This is a genomic window from Actinocorallia longicatena, from assembly GCF_039534125.1.
Taxonomy (GTDB): domain Bacteria; phylum Actinomycetota; class Actinomycetes; order Streptosporangiales; family Streptosporangiaceae; genus Actinocorallia; species Actinocorallia longicatena.
On record NZ_BAAAUV010000003.1, the window covers coordinates 336,518 to 355,730 of the forward strand.

Here is a 19,213-nt window from a genome sequence, read left to right on the forward strand (position 1 = left end):
GTCACCGAAATGGAACGCAAGAACGCCGAGCGGCGGAGAAGGCTGACGGGGCTGTTCGCCCTGACGGCGGCCGTCGTCGTCTCCGGCGGCATCACCACGGTGCCCGCACAGGCCGATGACCCCACCCCCGCCCCCAGTGCCCTCACGGCCGTCGCCGCCGACGGCGCGCAGACCGCCGCCTCGCCCGACGGCGAGGTCCAGGTCGCCGTCACCACCGTCGCCGGACGCCTCACCTACGGCGTGACGAGCCATGGAAGGACCCTCGTCGGCGCGTCCGGCCTCGGCTTCGACCTCGCCGGGCGGCCCAGCCTGACCCAGGGCATGGCCATCGACTCCGTCGAGCGGCGCACCATCGACGAGACGTGGAAGCCCGTCTGGGGGACCTCCAGCAAGGTCCGGAACCACGCGAGCGAACTGACCGTCCATGCCGTCCAGGCGAGCACCGGATTCCGGCTCGACCTGGTGTTCCGCGTGTTCGACGACGGTGTCGGCTTCCGCTACCGCTTCCCCGGCCAGCCCGGCCTCGACGCCTACACCGTCACCGCCGAGCAGACCGAGTTCGCCCTCGACCCCGCCGCGCGGAGCTGGTCGATCGCCGCGGGCAAGACCTGGTCGGCCGACGAGCAGCACTACCGCGACCTGCCGCTGTCGGGCGTCGCCACCGCGCAGACCCCGATCACGGCCGCCCCCGCCGCCGACTCCTACGTCGTGGTGCACGAGGCCGACCTGACCGACTACCCGAGCATGACCCTGAAGGCGGTCTCCGGGCGGCCCGGCACGTTCTCCAGCGACCTGATCGCCCTCCCCGACGGCACCAGGGCCAAGCTCAGCGGCGAGTTCTCGACCCCGTGGCGCACCCTGACGATCGGGCGGCGCCCCGGCGACCTGGGCGAGTCCCACCTGATCGAGAACCTCAACGACGCGTGCGCGATCTGCGACGACACGTCCTGGATCAGGCCCGCGACCTACACGGGCGTCTGGTGGGAGCTCCAGCGCCGCCAGACGACCTGGAACTCCGGGCCCAAGCACGGCGCGACGACCGCCCGGGTCAAGCAGTACATCGACCTGGCCAAGGCGGCGGGCGCGAAGTTCGTGCTGGCCGAGGGCTGGAACACCAACGCCGGAGGAAGCTGGGCGAACCAGGACTTCCTGACCCCACAGGCCGACTTCGACCTGCCCGAGATCCTGAAGTACGCCGCGGACAACGGCGTCGGGTACATCGCGCACAACGAGACCCGCGGCGACGTCGACTACTACGACAAGAACATGGAGAAGATCTTCTCCGCGTACGAGGCGCTCGGCATCCACGCCATCAAGACCGGCTACGCCACGAAGTTCCTGCTCGGCGGCGTCAACCGCAGCCACTACGACCAGGAGGCCGTCCGGCACTACCAGCGGGTCATCGACACCGCGGCCCGGCACCGCATCACCATCGACGCCCACGAGGCCATCAAGCCCACCGGGCTGGCGCGCACCTACCCGAACATGATGACGGGCGAGGGCGTCGCGGGCATGGAGATGCAGAACTACATGGGCGCCAACGGCAACCCACCCGCGCAGGCCACGATCCTGCCCTTCACCCGGTTCATGGGCGGGCCCGCCGACTACACGCCGGGCGTCCTGAACGTCCTGTGGGACCCGTCGAAGCAGAACACGCGCGTCCAGACGACCTCGGCCGCGCAGCTCGCGCTGTACCCGACGTTCTTCAGCCCGATGCAGATGCTCGCCGACACCCCCGAGAACTACGCCGCCCACCCGGGCTTCGCCTACCTCAAGGACATGCCCGCGACCTGGGACGAGTCGCACGTCCTGGACGGCGTCATCGGCGACTACACCACGACCGCCCGGCGCAGCGGCGACACCTGGTACCTCGGCGCGATCACCGACGAGAACGACCGGACCCTCCAGGTCCCGCTGTCGTTCCTGTCCGGCGGCACGTTCGTGGCCGAGACCTACGCCGACGCCCAGGACACGACCTGGAAGGGCGACCCGCTGCCCGTCGAGATCCGCAGGACCCTGGTCCGCTCCTCGACCCGGCTGTCGATGTCGCTGGTCGCGGCCGGCGGCCAGGCCGTGAAGATCAGGCCGGCGACCGCCGCCGAGACCGGCTCACTGCCCTGGTACACCGCGCCGCGCGCCTCCTACGGCACCCCGAAGGCCGTCCTGGACCCGGCCACCCAGCGGCTGACCGTCACGGCGGAGATCACCAACGGCGGCAGCACGGTCGCCGAGTTCCCGATCGTCGCCTACCTCGACGGCCGCACCGCCGGTGAGGTCCGGCGGGTCCGGGTCGCGGGAGGCGCCTCCCGCACGGCCGAGTGGACCCTGCCCGCCGCCGAGGTTCCGGACCGGGACTTCCGGGTCGCGGCCGGAGCACCGTCCGGCGAGCGCGGCGACGCGGTCGTCGTCCCGCAGACCGGCTCCCTGCTCGGGCTCGTCCGCGAGCTGCGGAAGTCCGGCGGGATCTCCTCCTCCGCGATGGCGCTGCTCCAGCCCGCGCTCGACCGGGCCGAGACCCTGCTCCGCCAGAACGACCCGGCCGGACGCCTGCTCGCCCTCCAGGAGGTGCGCCTCTCCCTGTACGGCCTTCCGCTCACCGAGGTCACCGCGCAGGCCCGCGCCGCCGTCGACGACCGGCTCACCCTCGTCCTCGGCGGGCCGGAGGCGCTGTTCTCCCTGGCCCTGAAGGTCCGTCTGGCCTCGGACGCGGGCTCCCTCGACGAGGGCCTGTCCGCCTCCCTCGTCACCGAGGCCCGGAACGCGATCACCGCCGCGGCGGCGAACGACCCGGCCACGATGCGCGCGGCGCTCGCCCGCTTCACCGCCCTGGTCACCGCGGCCCCGCTCGCCCCCGAGCTCTCCGCCGACCTGCTCTCGGTCAGCCAGGTGCTCGCCGTCGGACCCCGCAGGATCGAGGCGGAGACCGCGCAGCTCGTCAGCGGCGCGTGCCTGCGCACCGACCACACCGGCTACACCGGAACCGGTTTCGTGGCCTGCCTGAAGACCAAGGACAGCGCGGTCCGGTTCGCCGCCCCCGCTCCCGCCGACGGCCTCTACAAGATCACTTTCCGCTACGCCAACGGGATGGGCGCGACCCAGACCATGACCGTGTCCACGGGCGCCGAGCAGGTCCGCCTCCAGCTCCCCGCGCTCGCGAACTGGGACACCTGGGCCGACCGGTCCCAGAGCCTCCGGCTGGCCGCGAACACCCCGCTGACCTTCGTCTACGGACCCGGCGACAACGGCAACGTCAACCTCGACTCGATCACCGTCGACCCCGACCCCGGCGTCCTGCACCGCTGACACCGGACACCACGATGCCCCCGCCGTCAGGCGGGGGCATCGCCGTTCTCGGTGGAGGCCCACGCCGGCGGACGACGCCCGGGGTGGTGCCGGTCCGCTCAGGGGACGATGTTGATCAGGCCGCAGTCGACGTTGCCGCCCATGCCCCCGGGGCTGCCCACGCCGTTGAGGTAGCTGATCGAGGCGATGATCTGGTACGTGCTGCCGCCGGGTGAGGCCGGCAGCCCGCCCGGCACGTTGATCGTCTCGGTGTAGACCCCGTTGCCCGGGGTCAGCGCCACCTCGCGCGGCGGGTTGGGGAGGTAGCCGTCGCCCGGGCCGCCGACCTCGTCGTGCAGGACCCGCAGCAGCCACTTGCCGCAGATCATGGGAACGGCGGTGCCGCTCAGCTCCCACTCGTACTTGATCGCGAAGTCCTGGTCGGCCTTGATGACGTTCCCGGGCGGGTTGCCGTTGACGTCGACGACCTCGGCCCGGATGAGCCCGGAGAGGGTGGTGAGCGCGAAGCCCGGCGGGATCTGGAAACTTCCGTTGGCCATGTGACCTGCTCCCTTTCGCTGGTGGAGCCCATGACGCTAGGCGAGACGCGTTCACCGGCGCCTCGGGGTCCGCCCCGGGGATTCCCCCGGCGCTCGACCGTCACTGTCCGGCGGTGGCGAAACGGGCGGCCAGCTCGGCCCGATTGGCCAGACCGAGCTTGGTGTACACGTGGCCCAGGTGATATTCGACCGTTTTGACGCTGAGCATCAGCTCCCTGCCGACCTGCTGGTTACCGCGCCCGGTCGCCACCAGCCGGGCGACGGCCAGCTCCTGCGCCGTCAGGTTCCAGCGCAGCTGGGCCGGGTCCACGGCCCTCCCGCAGGCGATGAGCTCACGTTCGCACTGCTCCTGGTAGGGGGCGGCGCGCAGGGCGGCGAAGGTTCGGTGGGCGGCCTCGAAGCGTTCGGCGGCCGCGTTGCGCGAGCCCTTCCGGCGCAGGAAGCCGCCGCAGGCGAGCTGCAGCCGGGCTCGGTCGAAAGGGGATCCGTTCCTCTCGCAGTGGTGCAGGCCCAGCTCGAACGCGCGCAGCGCCTCCGCGTCGTCTCCGGACGCGGCCAGCAGGATCCCCTTGGCCCGGTAGACGCGGGCGAGCGCCATGTGGTGCGTCCGGGCCAGCGCGGCGCGCTCGAACGGTGCGAGGACCGCCAGCGCCCGGTCGAGTTCGCCGACGACGGTCAGCGCGTCGGAGAGCAGGTCGCGCCAGTCCAGGAGCCCGGGCTCCTCGAGCCCGTCCCCCTGGTCCAGCTCCAGGAAGGGGGTCAGCACCTCGATCAGCCGCTCCGGATTCCCGCGCGAGGTCTCCAGCCACGCCTCGGCGACCGCCACGTAGAACCGCGACGCGACGAGTTCCCTGGTGACCCGCCGTCCCTGCGCGATCTGGTGCTCCGCGGTCTCCCAGTCTCCGCGTTTGGCGGGCACGAGCGCGGCGAGCCCGAACGCCCCGCCGATCATCCAGAGCTGGTCCCCCTCGACGGCGAGCGTGGTGGCGATCTCGCTGTGCACGAGCGCGTCGTCCCAGTCCCCGGCCAGGTGCAGGGCATGGCTCATATGGGCGTGGACGACCACGCGCTGGTAGGCGGACAGATGATCCGCGCATCGCAGCAGGCCGCGCAGATCGTCGACCGCGCCGTCGAGATCTCCCGTCCACAGCCGCACCGTGCCACGGCCCACGAGCAGGTCCCGGTCCTCGCGGGTGCCCGCGGCGGCGGGCGGCAGCCCGGCCGACGAGTGCAGCGCCTCGGCCGGGGAACCCGTCGCCGCCAGCGAGAGCAGCCGGATGCCCCGCACGATGCCGGAGTCGAAGCCGGTCGCGGGGCCGGCGAGCGCCCGCTCCGCCCAGACCGCCGCGAGAGCGCTGTCGCCGGTCATCATGGTGAGCATCGCGAGGTGTTCGGCCGTCCGGCAGGCGAGCCGGGGATGGACCCGCAGGTCGGTCCGGTTCCAGGCCTCGGTCAGCAGCCGGGTCGCCTCACCGCTCCGGCCGGAGACCTGCGCCAGCAGCCCGTGGGCGAAGGCCCAGATCTCGGGAGGGCTGCCCGAGGGCAGGGTCCGCTCCAGTTCACAGGCCTCCTCCACTCGCCCGGAGTGCACCAGCGTGTAGATCGCCTCACCGATGAAGCGGCCCTTCCGCTCCTCCTCCCGCTCCAGCCGCGCGGCATGGATCAGGTGGGTGCCCGCGCTGGACCAGTGCCCGGTGCGCTGCTCGTCGTGGGCCAGGGTGACGAGCTCGTCCGCGAGGGCGGAGGACTGGCCCGTGGTCGCCCGCACCCGGTGGTGGAGCCGCTGGGGCTCGGACGTCGCGAACCCGGCCGCCCGCGAATGGAGCCGGTGCCGGCTCGCGGGACCGATGCCGTTGTAGATGGCGGCCTGGACGAGCGGATGCGGGAACGCGGCGGAGAGCCCGCCCTTGTCCGGACGTTCCTCCATGAGACCCGACCGGGTGGCCTCGTCCAGGGCGGCCAGCGGGTCGTCGCCGGTGAGCTCGGCGATCCGGTCCACCGCGGCCGGTGTCGGCAGCACGCTCGCCGCGCTGATGAAGGCACGGGCGGCGGGACCGCAGTCCGCGAACCGGGTCAGCACCAGCGAGGCGTGGCCGGGAGGGGCGGGCAGCGGCCGGGCGAGGTCGTTGAGGACTTCGGCGGGGAACCGTTCCATGAGCTCCCGGGCGTGCAGCGGGTTGCCCTCGGTGAACGCCCGCAGCCGGACGGCCGCCGCCCCGCTCAGGACGAGGCCGCCGATGCTCCGCCCGAACCTGCGCAGCTCCCCCGCGGGCAGGCCCGCCAGCCGGAGCCGGACCGTCCGGTCGTCCTCCAGCAGCCTGCGCAGACCCGTGGGGATGGAGAGGGCTCCCAGGTCGCGCGCGGTGATGATCGTCAGCACCCGGTCGGCCCGCAGCCTGCGGAGCATGAAGGTGAGCGCCAGCAGTGAGGCGGTGTCGACCCACTGCACGTCGTCCAGGACGATCACGAGGGGGACGGTCGTCCTGGAGCCGTCCGAGCCGTTCCAGCAGGTCCATCCCGGTGGCGATCGGGTCGCGTTCGGCGGGGCACGGCTCCTCGATGAGCTGGGAGACGACGCCATAGGCCAGCCGGGTCTCGTTCTCGTCCCCGCTGGCCCCGAGCATGACCAGATCCGGTCTACCCGCAAGGAAGCGCCGGATCAGCGTCGTCTTCCCGATACCGGCGTCCCCGTGCATCAGCACCAGGCGCGGGACTCCGCCCCGGACATCATCGAGGACCGCGGAGAGCCTGGTCAGCTCGTCGGAACGGCCCACAAACGCTGCTGCCATCCCCCCATCCTGCGGCCTCCCCGATGCACCTGCCAGGTCACGTCGCCCTACCCCCAGGGGAATTCCCAGAGCCGGTCCCCTGGGTCCTTGACTTCGCCGTCCCGGGCGCCGGGACGGGGTCAGCAGGCCGCTGCGGTTCCGGTGGTCCGGCAGACGGGACCGTGCGGCCTGGGCTTCGGCTTGGGCTTGGGTTTCGGGGCCGGCTTGGGCGGGGCGGGCTTGGTGATCGTCACGGTGGTCCGGCAGGGCGGTGTCGCGGACGGGCCGGTCGTGCAGGTTCCGCCCGGGATCGACAGGGTGACGCCGTTGAGGAGGGTGCCACCGGCCCTGCGGGCGGTGACCGAGTAGGTGATCGTGACGGTGGCCTCGTCGGTGAGCGGGCCCGTCCAGGTGAGCTTCTTCCGGCCGACGTCGACCACGACCGTGCCGCTGGTGGCGGTGGCGTCTCCGTTGTAGACGGCCCCCGCCAGGACACTGGTCAGATCGTCGGTGAGGGTGAAGGCGGGCAGGTCGAAGCCGCTGCGGTTACGGGCGGTGATCTTGTAGTCCACGCGGTCGCCCGGGTCGACCCTCACCGGGACGGCGGTCTTGCCCAGCTCGACGTCCGGCCGCAGCGGAGCCACGTTGATCGTCACCGACGACTTGTTGGAGTTCACCGTCCGGTTCTGCGGATCCTTCCCCGTCGAGGTCGCGGTGTTGGTGAACTCTCCGGTGTAGGAGTCCTGCACGGTGATGGTGTGGCTGCCGGTGCACGACATCGACGAGCCGGGCGTGCCCGCCGCGGTGAGGACGGTGCGCGGGCAGGACACGTCGGTGAAGTGCGGGTCGTTCACCCCGACGCCCGTCAACGGGACCTCGCCGGTGTTGCTGACGACGAACTCGTAGTCGATGACGTCGCCGACCTGGTAAAGAGCCTGGATCCCGATCGCGGACTGCTTCTCGGCGAGCCGCTTGACGATGTTGAGCTGACCGAGCGGATCCAGCGACTCGGCGGTGAGCCCCCGGATGAGGTGGGTGTCGATGAGCCCGCCGGTCGAGCCCGAGAAACCGAACTTGTAGGTCGGCGGCGCCTTGTCGGTCATCTTGTAGGAGATGACCTGCTGGAAGCCGTTGCCGTCGTTGAAGTCGATGTCGACGGTCACCATCGGCCGGTCCTCGGCGGTCAGGGTGATCCGCACGGTCCGCTTCGCGGGATCCGGGACGATGGTTCCGGGTTCACGCAGGTTGCCGGGAAGGGTCGTGACATATCCGGACGGCTTGGAGGCGTCGGGGGTCATGGTCGAGGCGAGGAAGCAGTAGCCGAAGTCCCCCTCACCGGGACCGCGCAGGGTCACGGTGTTGGTGACCGGTTCGGTGATGCTGATCGGGGACCTGCGGTCGTCCGGGCAGCCCTGGCCGCGCAGTTCGCCGTCGTTGGCGAAGTTTCCGTAGGCGTCCAGGCCGACACCCAGGTAGCCGCCCTCGACGCCCGGGTCGAGGTTGCGCTGGGCGTAGCCGAGCGACCCGCCGTCGGCACCGGCCTTGGTCAGGTCGACCGCGCCGTCGACCAGGAAGAACCCGATCCCGTCGGCGCCGTTGCCGCCGTACTGGAACTGCTCGAAGGTGACGACGAGACCGCCGTTGCCCGGCAGCGGCCGGTTGTAGAGCAGCCCGCCGACATGGTAGTTGCCGTTGTCGGTGAGCTGGAGATAGCCCGGCTGCACCCCGGGTGGCGGCACCGGCGGCGTCTGCTGGGTCATGAGATCATCACAGGGCCCCGTCGTGGACTGCCCGGCGGGCGGCGGCCCCGCGGCACCGGTCAGGCACACCGTGTCGAGCGGCAGGAAGCCGGGGTCGGCGATCGAGCCACCGGTGAAGGGCTCGTTCAGCAGCAGCGACCCGCTCTGGGCTGCGGCGGCGCCGGGGACCGTCAGGAGCGCGGCGGCGAGAACACCGGTCAGCACCGTACGACCAAAGATCATGACCGCCAGGCTAGGCATCCCCCCGCCAAGGCGCTCCCCACCCAGGGTCAAGGTCCACCTTGGCCTCAGGCCAGGGCGCGGAGGCGGGCGGTCTCCTCGCGGGCGTGAAGGACGTCCGGGGAGTCTTCGCCGCCGGAGAGCGCCAGCTCCTTCGCCAGGTCGTCGGCCGAGGCCAGAACGTGCCGGGCGGTCCGCCGGTGGCGGCGGTCCGGCTGGGCCTTGAGATGGGCGCGGCGGGCCTCGCGGTCGCCGGACGCGGCCCTCACCTCGGTGTCGGTCAGCAGTCCCGAGGCGGTCTCCGGGGCGAGGATCGCGCGGATCCACGCCTTCTCCTGCGGGGCGGCCAGCCGGAACGCCAGCCACAGGACGGCCAGGTCGACCACGACCATGAGCCCCATCAGGATGACCGGGCCCGCCTCACCGAACAGCACCGTGCCGAGGGCGGCGGCATCGTCCCAGCCGCCGTGCAGGAAGAGCGCGGCGACGACGAACAGCAGCCCGCGCAGCCGGTGCCCGGGGCCGCCCCTGCCGAGCAGCCACATCAGCCCGGCGCAGAAGACCGCGCTGAACAGGACGTGCCCGGTCAGCCCGGCCAGCCCGCGCACCGCGACGATCTTCCACGCGGTCGCGGCCTGGTCGAGGCCGAAACCCGTGGCGGCGTTGTTGTAGGCGTACAGGACGTCCTCGAAGATCTGGAAGCCCAGACCCGCGAAGGCACCGATCATCAGGCCGTCGTAGGGGCTGCGCACGACGCGCGGAGCCAGCCCGATCAGCAGGACCAGCGCGGTGGCCTTGGCGGTCTCCTCGGTGAACGGGGCGGTCAGCCCGGCCCCCCAGTCGCCCGCCCAGCCGTATCCGAAGTTCTTGCCGTACAGCGAGAGGATCGCGGTGTTGGCCGGGAGCGCCATCCAGAAGGCCGAGGCCAGCGCGCCCCAGGCGAACGCCACGGCGAACAGCTTCGGCGGCAGCGAGGTGTACCGGTTGTGGTGGCCCAGCAGGAACAGCCAGGGGATCGTGTACAGCGTGAACGCGACGATCCCGATGCCCAGGCCCGTCCCGTAGGCGCCCACGCCGACCGCGAAGTAGCGGATCAGGTGCGTCGCGCCGATGCCCAGGCCCCACAGCAGCAGCCAGAAGCAGGCGTTGCGCGGTTGCACGATCCGGAACGGCTCACCCCATCCCGAGGCCTCGATGGCCAGGCGGCGCCCGGCGGCCAGATCGTCGGCCGGTTCGCGGGCCGGGTGGCCGGCGGTCGCGGTGCTCACGGCGTCGCCGCCTTCCCGGTGAAGCGGATGCTGCGGATCATCCGTTCGATCCGCCCGGCCTGCTCGGCGAGCTGCCCGTCGCCCGTCGCGGCGACCGACAGGCTCATGCCCCGGCCGTCGTGGAAGGTGAAGGCGGCCAGCAGCCCCTCACCCGAGGTGCTGGTGTAGCGCTCCAGCACTCCCACGTTCCCCTCCGCGGTCTCGACCGGCACGGGTGGCGCCGTGACCGTGAAGCCGGGCTGGTTCGACGTGCGCTTCTGGGTGTGGTTGACCTGGTCGAGCAGCGCTTCGGGCGTCCCGTCGAAGGTGTCGACGCGGATCAGCGCGGTCACCCCGCCCCCCGCGACGGACGCATCGGCCGCATCCTCCGGGACGGGCAGGGTCGTCTTCTCCCCCACCTTGATGCCGGCCAGCACCTCCCATCCGGCGGGCGGCGCGATCGTCAGCCCGCCGCCGAGGTCCAGCCGGTCGCCCGGCCGCACGATCTCGTTCACGGCCACCGCGTCGTCGATCCGCGGCAGGACCACCGAGAGCAGGAGCCCCACGCACACGACCACCGCCGCGGGCAGCAGGCTCCGGCGATCGAGCCCCCACCAGCGGTACTCCACGGGCACCCGGCTCGGTGAGATCCGGTGCCCTCCCCCAGGACCGACCATGATCGAAGACATACCCGTCCCCGCCCGGGCGACGCCCGCGATCTCGCTGTCCGGGTCCCGGCCCGCCGTCAGAGGGCCGGGACCCGGCGGGATCAGCTGTTGGGGATCACTGCGGCATAGGGCAGGCTGCCGCTGGGGGCCAGGACCGTGTTGGCGTAGGTGCCGCAGGTCGCGAGGTCGTCGGAGTCTGCGCAGTAGTAGGAGGAGGTGTGGGCGCCGGTGGCGAGGTCCCTGGCCCAGACCGAGGCGAACGCGCGCAGCCGGGCGGTCTGCGTGGAGTTCGGCGAGCAGAGCGCCCCGGCGACCCCGATGACGTCGGTGTTCTCGCCCTCGGAGTCGATGTGACAGCTGCCGCCGGTCGGCGAGCCGAGCACGTACTTGGTCCAGATGAGCTGGATGCCGACGAAGTCCGCGCCGAGATCGGCGAGCGCGCCGAAGGAGTTGTTGAACAGGTTGATGACGCTCGGCCTGGCCGCGATGCTCAGGACCGGCCGGGTGCCGCCGGCGGAGACGGCCTGGAGGTTGGCGGTGAAGCCGTCGCTCGCGACCGGGTCGAACAGGATCGCGCCCTTGAACCCGGCGTAACCGGCGTCGGCCAGGCGCTTGCCGACCGCGGAGGCGAAGTGGCCGCCCGCGGAGTGGCCGCCGACGATGTACTTGACCGGCAGGGCCCGGCCGGACGGCGGGGTGAGGGTGCGGGCGGCGAGGGCGTCGCCGAGGGTCGCGGCGAGCCCCGCGTTGCCGCCGGTCATGTCCGCGTTGACGCAGAAGACCATGACGCCCTGCTCGGCGATGGCCTTGCTCGTGTTCCGCAGGTTGCCGCAGCCGCGGCTGAATCCGTGCTCGACGAGCATGAGCGCGGTGGCGGTGCCGTTCGGGAAGTACCAGTCCGTGCTGTAGGAGGTGCCGCCGATCGAGATCGACTCGTTGACGCAGCTGCTGCCGGACGACGAGTAGTTCTTGCACGTGACGGCCGCCTGCGCCGCGGGGGCCGCCACGACCAGGGACGCGACGAGCGCTCCCAGGGCCGTGACCACGGCGGAGACGATCCTGCGCTTGCTGTTCTTCACTTGTCTCTCCTGCTGTCGGAGCTGAGGACGGAACCGGCGACCTTCGCGCCAAAAGGAAACCGCGTTTCGCACAGTAAGACGCTGTTCCCATTTTGGCAATCCCCGTGGGGCATCTGACCGCCCCCGGTGAACGCTTCGCCTCCCGTTCGGCAAGTGCCGGTCGTCAGGCGTTCCGAGAACGACGACACGGCGGCGGTGCTGCGGCACGCCCTGACGCTGCTCAATCCCCGGCAGCGGGAGATCTTGGCCCTCGTCGCCTGGGAGGACCTGACCGTCGCCGACGCGGGGCGGGCGATCGGCGTCCCCCCGGGCACGGCCCGCCGCCATCTGCACGAGGCCCGCACGGCCCTGCGACGGGCCGTCAAGGCGAGGGCCGGCGGCGAGGACATGTTCAAGCGCGACATCGCCGCCGCCCTCTACGCCGTGAAGGGCGACCTGGCCACCGCCCGCGACCGGCTCGCCGTCTCCAACCTCGCCCCCGGCGCGGACCCGCGCTCCGACCGGGCGAGGATCGAGAAGCTCAAGGCCATCGCGAAGGCGCGCGGCGAGAAGTACACCCCGCCCGCGCCGCCGACCGCCGAGCAGCGCAAGGAGATCACCGACAACCACATCTGGACCAACGCCGTCGACGCTCCGATCGCGGCCCCCGACAATCCCCAGGTCCGCGCCGGAGTCCTGCGCGTCATGGCGACGATGCCCAGGGTCAAGGTCACCGAGACCACCACCGCGGGGCGTCCCACCCTGACCCTGACCGACTCCTGGACGGTCAACGGCGGCCAGGTCGAGACCCTGGTCCTCGACGCGGCCACGGGACAGCCCGTCGCCCTGTCCAGCAGCGGCTCGGACGTCCCCCCGGTCACCGTCTACCACCGCACCTCCCGCGTGACGCTCGCGGACGTCGAGGCCGGCCGCTTCTGAGGTGGCCGTTAGCGGCTGATGCATAAATCGGCCATAAGTCAACTCTTGGTGCGTACGTTGCGTGAGGTTACATTCACAGCGCCCCGGCCATGCTGCCCCAGGAGGAGCCGTGGACCCCCGACCACCGACCGCGCGAAGGCGAGCACGACGCGTGCTCGCCTTCGCGGCCGCCGTGACCAGCGCGGCGGCGCTGACCCTCCCGTCATCGTCCGCCCATGCCGCTCCCCCCGATCCCAAGTGGAAGGCGACGCCGCTGACCGGCGGCACGCTCGTCCAGGGGGCCAAGTCCGAGACCGGGCGCCTCGCCAAGACCGATCCGGCCCTGCTCACCCCGGGCGGCGCCGCTCCCGTGAACGTCATGGTCAAGCTCGACTACGACGCGGTCGCCGCCTACAAGGGCGACATCGCGGGGCTCCCCGCGACCAGCCCCGCCGTCACCGGGAAGCCGCTCGATCCCCGCAGCGCGGCCGCGAAGAAGTACGACGGCTACATCGGCGGCGTCGAGACCAGATTCCTCGACGCGCTCCGCGGCAGGATCCAGGGCGTCCGGGTCGGGACGTCCCAGCGCCTGGTCTACGGCGGCGTCGCGCTGAAGGTCCCGGGCGACCGGATCGCCGACGTGCTCAAGCTGCCGGGCGTCGCGGCGGTCCAGCGCGACCAGCTCGCCCAGCCGCTCGCCTACGACTCCGACGAGGCGAAGTTCATCGGCGCCCCGACCGTCTACGACCAGCTCGGCGGCGGCAACGGCTCCGGCAAGGGCGTCCTCGTCGGCGTCCTGGACAGCGGCGCCTGGCCGGAACACCCCTCCTACGCCGACCCCGGCGGCCTCCCCGCGCCCGCCCCCACCACGGACGGCTCGCCGCGGCCCTGCGTCTTCGGCGACAACCCGCTGACGCCGGCCGCCGACCCGTTCGCCTGCAACGGCAAGCTGATCTCCGGGCAGCCGTTCCTCGACACCTACAACGCGGTCGTCGGCGGTGAGGTGTTCCCCGACAGTGCGCGTGACTCCGACGGCCACGGCACCCACACCTCGACGACGTCCGCGGGCGGGCACGTCGACCACGCCACCCCGCTGGGCATCGACCGCGGGCCGACGCACGGCATCGCGCCGGGGGCCCAGGTCGCGGTCTACAAGGTCTGCGGCGCCCAGGGCTGCTACCAGTCCGACACCGTCCAGGCCGTCGCACGGGCGATCATCGACCGGGTCCGCGTGATCAACTTCTCGATCTCCGGCGGCAAGGACCCCTACAGCGACCCGGTCGAGCTGGCCTTCCTCGACGCCTACGCGGCGGGGATCTTCGTGTCGGCCTCGGCGGGCAACGCGGGACCCGGCGCGGCGACCACGGACCACAGCTCCCCGTGGGTGACGACGGTCGCGGCCTCGACCCAGTCCCGGACGTTCCAGTCGACCGTCACGCTCACGGGCGACGGCGTCACACAGACCTTCACGGGTTCCTCGGTCACCGGGGGCGTCACGACCCCGGCCCCGGTCGTCCTGGGCTCGGCGCCGCCCTACAACGACGTCGACTGCCTGCATCCGGCGCCGCCCGGCCTGTTCGCGGGCAAGATCGTCGCCTGCCGGCTGCCGGTGAGCGGCCGCGTCATCCGCGGGTTCAACGTCAAGCAGGGCGGCGCCGTCGGGATGCTGCTCTACAACGAGACGCTCTCCCAGACGATGACCGACAACCACTGGCTGCCCACCGCGCACCTGGAGAAGCCCCAGGCCGACACGTTGCTGGCCTTCCTCGGCGCGCATCCGTCCACCACCGCGACGCTCGGCGAGGGCACCAGGACGACCTGGCCCGGCGACGTCATGACGGCGTTCTCCTCGCGCGGACCCGCCGCGGGGGACTTCCTCAAACCGGACGTCACCGCGCCGGGCCTGCAGATCCTCGGCGGAATGACGCCCGTCCCCGACGAGCCCGCCCTCGGCCCGCCCGGCAACCTCTACCAGGTCATCGCGGGCACCTCGATGTCGGCTCCGCAGGTGGCGGGCGCGGCGGCGCTGCTGTTCGCGCTCCATCCCGACTGGACGCCCGGCCAGGTCAAGTCGGCCCTGGAGACCACGGCCAGGACCTCGGTCGTCAAGCACGACCGGACCACCCCGGCCGACCCGTTCGACATGGGCGGCGGCCGGATCGACCTGACCAAGGCGGGCGACCCCGGCCTGACCATCGACGAGACGGCCGCGAACTACGCCGCGTCGGCGGCCTCGCCGAACCTGCGGATCGACCTCAACATCCCCTCCGTCAACGCGACGACCATGCCCGGCGCGATCACCGCGACCCGCACGGTCAAGAACGTCACGAACAAGACCCTGGCGTTCACCGCGACGGGCACCGCGCCCGGCTCGGCCAAGGTCACGGTCCTGCCTCCGGCGTTCACGATCGCGCCCGGCAAGACCAGGAAGCTGACGATCGCCATCACCGCGATCGACGCCCCGATCGGCCAGTACTTCGGCCGCGTCGACATCAACCAGGTCGGCGGCCCCCGCAAGCTGCACCTGCCGGTGGCCTACTTCCGCAAGCAGGGCATCGTGACGGTCGACCAGACCTGCACCCCGGCCGCGATCCCCCGCACCACCGGGACCTCCACCTGCTCGGTGCTGGTGCAGAACAACGCCCTGGCCCCGACGAAGGTGACGGCCGCGGGCAACGTGGCGTCCAACCTGCAGATCACCTCGGCGACGGGCGCCACCCGCATCGGCACCCAGAACGTCGTCGCCCAGGCCGACCTGACCGCCCGAAAACCGGACAAACCGACCATCGCTCCGGGTGCGGGCCCGGCGGGTTACATCCCGCTGGACGCCTTCGGCATCACCCCGGTGCCCATCGGCGACGAACAGGCGCTGAACCTGAACGTGCCCGCGTTCGTCTTCGCCGGCAAGTCCTACACCAGGCTCGGCATCACGTCCGACGGCTACTCGGTGGCGGGCGGAGCGGAGGCGGCGGACGTCGTGGCCACCCCGCAGACGCTCCCCGATCCGGCCAGGCCGAACACCGTGATGGCCCCGTTCTGGACCGACCTGGACGGCACCGGCGCGCCGGGCATCCTGGCGGCCAACCTCACCGACGGCGTGAACTCCTGGATCGTCGTCGAGTGGCGGGAGAACCTGTTCGGCACGGCCGATCCGCGCGTCTTCCAGCAGTGGATAGGCGTCAACGGAGCCGAGGACGTCAGCTTCGCCTACGACCCCGGCAACCTCCCGGCCGCCCCACCGGCGTCCTACGGCCTCACGGTCGGCGCGGAGAACGACGAGGGCACAGGAGGCCAGCAGATCACCGGCCCCCCGACGACCGACCTGGTCGTCACCAGCGTTCCCGGCGCCCCCGGCGGCCACCTCTCCTACACCTTCACCCTGAAGGGCGTCCGCGCGGGCACCGGCGACGTCACCACGATCGTCTCCACCCCCCTGGTCCAGGGCCTGACCACCGAGGTGGATCCGATCACCGTCCAGTAGGCCGTTCCCGGCGATCCTCGCTCACCCGAAGAACGCCGGGAACCTCCTTCAGCTCCCGCTCCTCCCCCACCACCACGACCAGCCCTTCCTTCACCACCCGCACCAGCGCCGCCCCCTCGGGCAGCAGAAGGTCCTCGGGCGGAATCTCGATCCAGAGAAGGAAGGGCCGGTCCATGCTCACGACCATGCCACCCTCCGAAGAAGTTTTCCCTGAGGTGTCGAATGGCGGCTGAGCCGTTCGTAGCGAGGGTGAGAGGCGGGCGACGGGCCCGCCGCAGCGTGAGGAGATCATCATGGCCGCGCTCTACACCTTCGACATCGTCTCCACCCTCGACGGCTTCGGGTCCTACAACAGCGACGGCGACTGGGGCGGCTTCTGGGGCAAGCAGGGGCCCGAGTTCCTGGCCCACCGGCTCGCCCAGTACCGCGAGGACCAGCGGATGGTCCTCGGCGCCACGACCTTCCGGGAGTTCGTCGAGATGCTGGGCACGGGCGGGCCGCTCTCCGCCGAGCTCGACCCGCTGAACGACCGGATGCGGAACCTCCCGACGACGGTCGTCTCGACGACGCTCGACGGCACCCTCGGCTGGCCGGACGCCACCATCGTCAGCGGCGACGCCGTCGACGTCGTCGCCCGCCTCAAGAAGGAGTCGGACGTCCCGCTGCGCTCGCACGGCAGCCTGTCGATGAACCGCGCTCTGATGGCCGCCGGGCTCGTCGACCGCGTCCAGCTCACGATCTTCCCGGTGATCTCCGGCCGCACCGGCATCGACCCGGTCTTCCAGGGCGCGGCCGACTTCGACCTCGAGCTGATCGAGGCCCGCACCCTCGACGGCGCCACCCAGGAGCTCATCTACCGCCCCACCCTTCACTGAACCCCGCCGCCCCCGGTTCCTCAGGATCCATTCGCCGAGGTCGACGCCCTCGTCGTGGAGGAGACGGTTCAGAGACGCCGCGGAGAGCCCGTGCACGGCGGCGGCCCGAACGGCGGACAGCAGAGGATCACCGCGAGGGGCGGAGAGGCAGGCGAGGATCCGGGCGGCGAGCGTCTCCTCCGCGCTCGTCCGCAGGCGCCCGGTCCGCCGCCCTGAAAGCCTCGAATCCGTCCGCCACCGACGATCCGTCGGTATCCACTGTCAGCATCTGCCCGCTCCGGGCGTGAAGGGCCGGGCTCCGGCCGCGGCACGACATTTCGGTGAGCCGATCGTCACCGGCCCGCGCCTGCTCAGAAGGGCCGCCGGGCATCGTGGCACGCACAGTTCCGTGCGTGGCACGGACGCTTAAGAAATCCCCGCCGTTCCGGGTGAACATCGGTACACGCATTCATTCGCGACACCGAGGGGGCAGCGATGCCGTTCGTCACCACAGCCGACGGGACCGACATCTTCTACAAGGACTGGGGGTCGGGGCAGCCGGTCGTGTTCAGCCACGGCTGGCCGCTCAACGCCGACGCCTGGGATCCGCAGGCCCATGCCGTGGCCGCCGCGGGCTACCGGGCGATCGCCCACGACCGGCGCGGCCACGGCCGCTCCTCCCAGCCCTGGAACGGCAACGACATCGACACCTACGCCGACGATCTCGCCACCCTCATCGAGGCCCTCGACCTGCGCGACGTCGTCCTGGTCGGGCACTCCACCGGCGGCGGCGAGATCACCCGCTACATCGGCAGGCACGGTACGTCACGCGTCGCCAAGGCCGTCCTGCTCGGCGCCGTGCCGCCGCTGATGCTCAAGACCGACGCCAACCCGCTCGGCCTGCCCATCGAGGCGTTCGACGCGATCCGGGCGGGCGTCTCGGCCGACCGTTCGCAGTTCTACTACGACCTCTCCTTCCCCTTCTACGGATTCAACCGCGACGGCGCCCAGGTCTCCGAGGGGGTCTCGCGGGCGTTCTGGGCGCAGTCCATGCAGGTCGGCATCAAGGGCGCCCTCGACTGCATCCGCGCCTTCTCCGAATCCGACTTCCACGACGACCTCAAGAAGTTCGACATCCCCACCTTCATCGCCCACGGCGACGACGACCAGATCGTCCCGATCGTCGCGTCCGCCCACGAGTCCGCCAAGATCGTCACCGGTGCCCGGGTGAAGGTCTACCCCGGCGCCCCCCACGGCCTCGTCGGCGCCTTCGAGCAGGAGTTCACCACCGACCTGCTCTCCTTCCTCGCTTCCTGAACCCCTTCCCCGCAGAGGACATCATGCGCATTCCGTATCTCAAGCGCGCCCTGACGGCCGTCGCCGTCGCGACCACCCTCATCGCCGGCTCGGTCAGCGCCCAGGCGGGGCCGTCCGGCACCGGCGGCGCGAAGCCGACCGTCGTCCTGGTGCACGGCGCGTTCGCCGACGCCTCCGGCTTCGACGGCACCATCGCCCTCCTCCAGCGGGCGGGGTTCCCGACCATCGCTCCGGCCAACCCGCTGCGCGACACCGCGGCCGACGCCGCCTACATCTCCAGCGTCCTGGACACCATCACCGGCCCGGTGATCCTGGCCGCCCACTCCTACGGCGGCGTCGTGATCACCAACGCGGCCCGGGGTCACGCGAACGTCAAGGCCCTGGTCTACCTGGGGGCGTTCGCGCCCGACCAGGGGGAGAGCGCCCTCCAGCTCGCCACGAGCGTGCCGGGCAGCCTGCTCGGCCCGGCCCTGATCGCCCGGCCGTGGACGCTCCCCGACGGCTCGCAAGGCACCGACGGCTACGTCGACCCGGCGAAGTTCCGGCAGGTCTTCGCCGCCGACCTGCCCGAGTCGAAGACCCGGCTGATGGCGGCCACGCAGCGTCCGGGCAACTTCGACGGGCTGTCCGGGCTCAGCGGGGTCCCGGCCTGGAAGTCGATCCCGTCCTGGTATCTCATCCCGACCGAGGACAAGGTCATCCCGCCGGCCGTCCAGCGCAGCATGGCCGAGCGCGCCGGCAGCCACACGCGGGAGATCAGCTCCTCCCACGTCGTCATGATCTCCCACCCGGCCGCCGCCACGGCGACCATCCTCGCCGCCTACGCCGCGACCCGCTGACCGCTACCGCCCCGGCCGTTCGACGCCGCACGGACGGGGCGGCGGCCCCACGGACCAGACCCGGACGCCCCGAAGCGGAGGACCCGTCATGACCTCTCCCAGCACGCTCCAGCCCGCCCTCTCCCCGGCCACGCCCGGCGACGCGTCCACGAGACCTCCGGCACCGACCCGGTCACGCAGGACCTGCTGGTCGGCGTCACGGCCGCCCTGGAGAAGCACCACTGGACACTCACGGCCGAGTT

General features: G+C 71.8%; 14 protein-coding genes and 1 pseudogene. 6 read left to right on the forward strand and 9 right to left on the reverse strand.

Annotated features, from left to right (window positions below; genetic code table 11):
• Positions 1 to 9 precede the first annotated feature (9 nt).
• Entirely contained in the window at positions 10 to 3,303 is a 3,294-nt protein-coding gene (locus tag ABD785_RS07215; RefSeq protein WP_344823582.1) for a glycoside hydrolase family 97 N-terminal domain-containing protein, read from the forward strand.
• Positions 3,304 to 3,401: 98 nt separating this feature from the next.
• Here the strand turns inward: ABD785_RS07215 and ABD785_RS07220 are convergent, their stop codons facing one another.
• From ABD785_RS07220 to ABD785_RS07245, 7 genes and pseudogenes are all read right to left on the reverse strand, one after another.
• A complete protein-coding gene (locus ABD785_RS07220; RefSeq protein WP_344823585.1) occupies positions 3,402 to 3,842 on the reverse strand; it encodes a hypothetical protein in 441 nt (146 codons plus the stop codon).
• Between the two features lie 100 nt (positions 3,843 to 3,942).
• Positions 3,943 to 6,309, reverse strand: a complete 2,367-nt coding sequence (locus tag ABD785_RS07225) for a helix-turn-helix transcriptional regulator (RefSeq protein ID WP_344823588.1) — start codon at positions 6,307 to 6,309, stop codon at positions 3,943 to 3,945.
• Positions 6,310 to 6,388: 79 nt separating this feature from the next.
• Positions 6,389 to 6,631, reverse strand: a pseudogene (locus tag ABD785_RS41285) (ATP-binding protein); the annotation flags it as partial.
• A gap of 119 nt (positions 6,632 to 6,750) precedes the next feature.
• Entirely contained in the window at positions 6,751 to 8,592 is a 1,842-nt protein-coding gene (locus tag ABD785_RS07230; RefSeq protein ID WP_344823591.1) for a DUF7507 domain-containing protein, read from the reverse strand.
• Positions 8,593 to 8,657: 65 nt separating this feature from the next.
• On the reverse strand, positions 8,658 to 9,857 hold the full coding sequence (locus ABD785_RS07235) for a PrsW family intramembrane metalloprotease (RefSeq protein WP_344823594.1): 1,200 nt from the start codon (positions 9,855 to 9,857) through the stop codon (positions 8,658 to 8,660).
• Positions 9,854 to 10,513: a hypothetical protein gene (locus ABD785_RS07240; protein ID WP_344823597.1), complete on the reverse strand. Its 660-nt coding sequence runs from the start codon at positions 10,511 to 10,513 to the stop codon at positions 9,854 to 9,856. Before ABD785_RS07240 ends, ABD785_RS07235 begins: the two co-directional genes overlap by 4 nt.
• 92 nt (positions 10,514 to 10,605) lie before the next feature.
• On the reverse strand, positions 10,606 to 11,583 hold the full coding sequence (locus tag ABD785_RS07245) for a hypothetical protein (protein WP_344823600.1): 978 nt from the start codon (positions 11,581 to 11,583) through the stop codon (positions 10,606 to 10,608).
• Positions 11,584 to 11,736: 153 nt separating this feature from the next.
• Here ABD785_RS07245 and ABD785_RS07250 point away from each other — a divergent pair, with 153 nt between their 5' ends.
• Both ABD785_RS07250 and ABD785_RS07255 read left to right on the forward strand, forming a co-directional pair.
• Positions 11,737 to 12,501, forward strand: coding sequence for an RNA polymerase sigma factor (locus ABD785_RS07250; RefSeq protein ID WP_344823603.1), 765 nt, complete (start codon positions 11,737 to 11,739; stop codon positions 12,499 to 12,501).
• Positions 12,502 to 12,652: 151 nt separating this feature from the next.
• On the forward strand, positions 12,653 to 15,961 hold the full coding sequence (locus ABD785_RS07255) for a S8 family serine peptidase (RefSeq protein WP_344823606.1): 3,309 nt from the start codon (positions 12,653 to 12,655) through the stop codon (positions 15,959 to 15,961).
• Here the strand turns inward: ABD785_RS07255 and ABD785_RS07260 are convergent.
• Positions 15,948 to 16,136 (reverse strand): hypothetical protein, encoded by a 189-nt coding sequence (locus tag ABD785_RS07260; protein WP_344823609.1) that lies wholly within the window; start codon positions 16,134 to 16,136, stop codon positions 15,948 to 15,950. The two genes, ABD785_RS07255 and ABD785_RS07260, sit on opposite strands and share 14 nt — an antisense overlap.
• A gap of 118 nt (positions 16,137 to 16,254) precedes the next feature.
• Here ABD785_RS07260 and ABD785_RS07265 point away from each other — a divergent pair, with 118 nt between their 5' ends.
• The 3 genes from ABD785_RS07265 (at position 16,255) to ABD785_RS07275 (ending at position 18,971) form a co-directional block, all read left to right on the forward strand.
• A complete protein-coding gene (locus ABD785_RS07265) occupies positions 16,255 to 16,836 on the forward strand; it encodes a dihydrofolate reductase family protein (RefSeq protein ID WP_344823612.1) in 582 nt (193 codons plus the stop codon).
• Between the two features lie 474 nt (positions 16,837 to 17,310).
• Positions 17,311 to 18,132 (forward strand): alpha/beta fold hydrolase, encoded by an 822-nt coding sequence (locus ABD785_RS07270; protein ID WP_344823615.1) that lies wholly within the window; start codon positions 17,311 to 17,313, stop codon positions 18,130 to 18,132.
• 23 nt (positions 18,133 to 18,155) lie between these two features.
• Positions 18,156 to 18,971, forward strand: coding sequence for an alpha/beta fold hydrolase (locus ABD785_RS07275; RefSeq protein WP_344823618.1), 816 nt, complete (start codon positions 18,156 to 18,158; stop codon positions 18,969 to 18,971).
• Positions 18,972 to 18,974: 3 nt separating this feature from the next.
• On the opposite strand, the gene ABD785_RS07280 is transcribed toward ABD785_RS07275, so the two are convergent.
• On the reverse strand, positions 18,975 to 19,190 hold the full coding sequence (locus ABD785_RS07280) for a hypothetical protein (RefSeq protein WP_344823621.1): 216 nt from the start codon (positions 19,188 to 19,190) through the stop codon (positions 18,975 to 18,977).
• Positions 19,191 to 19,213: the final 23 nt, after the last annotated feature.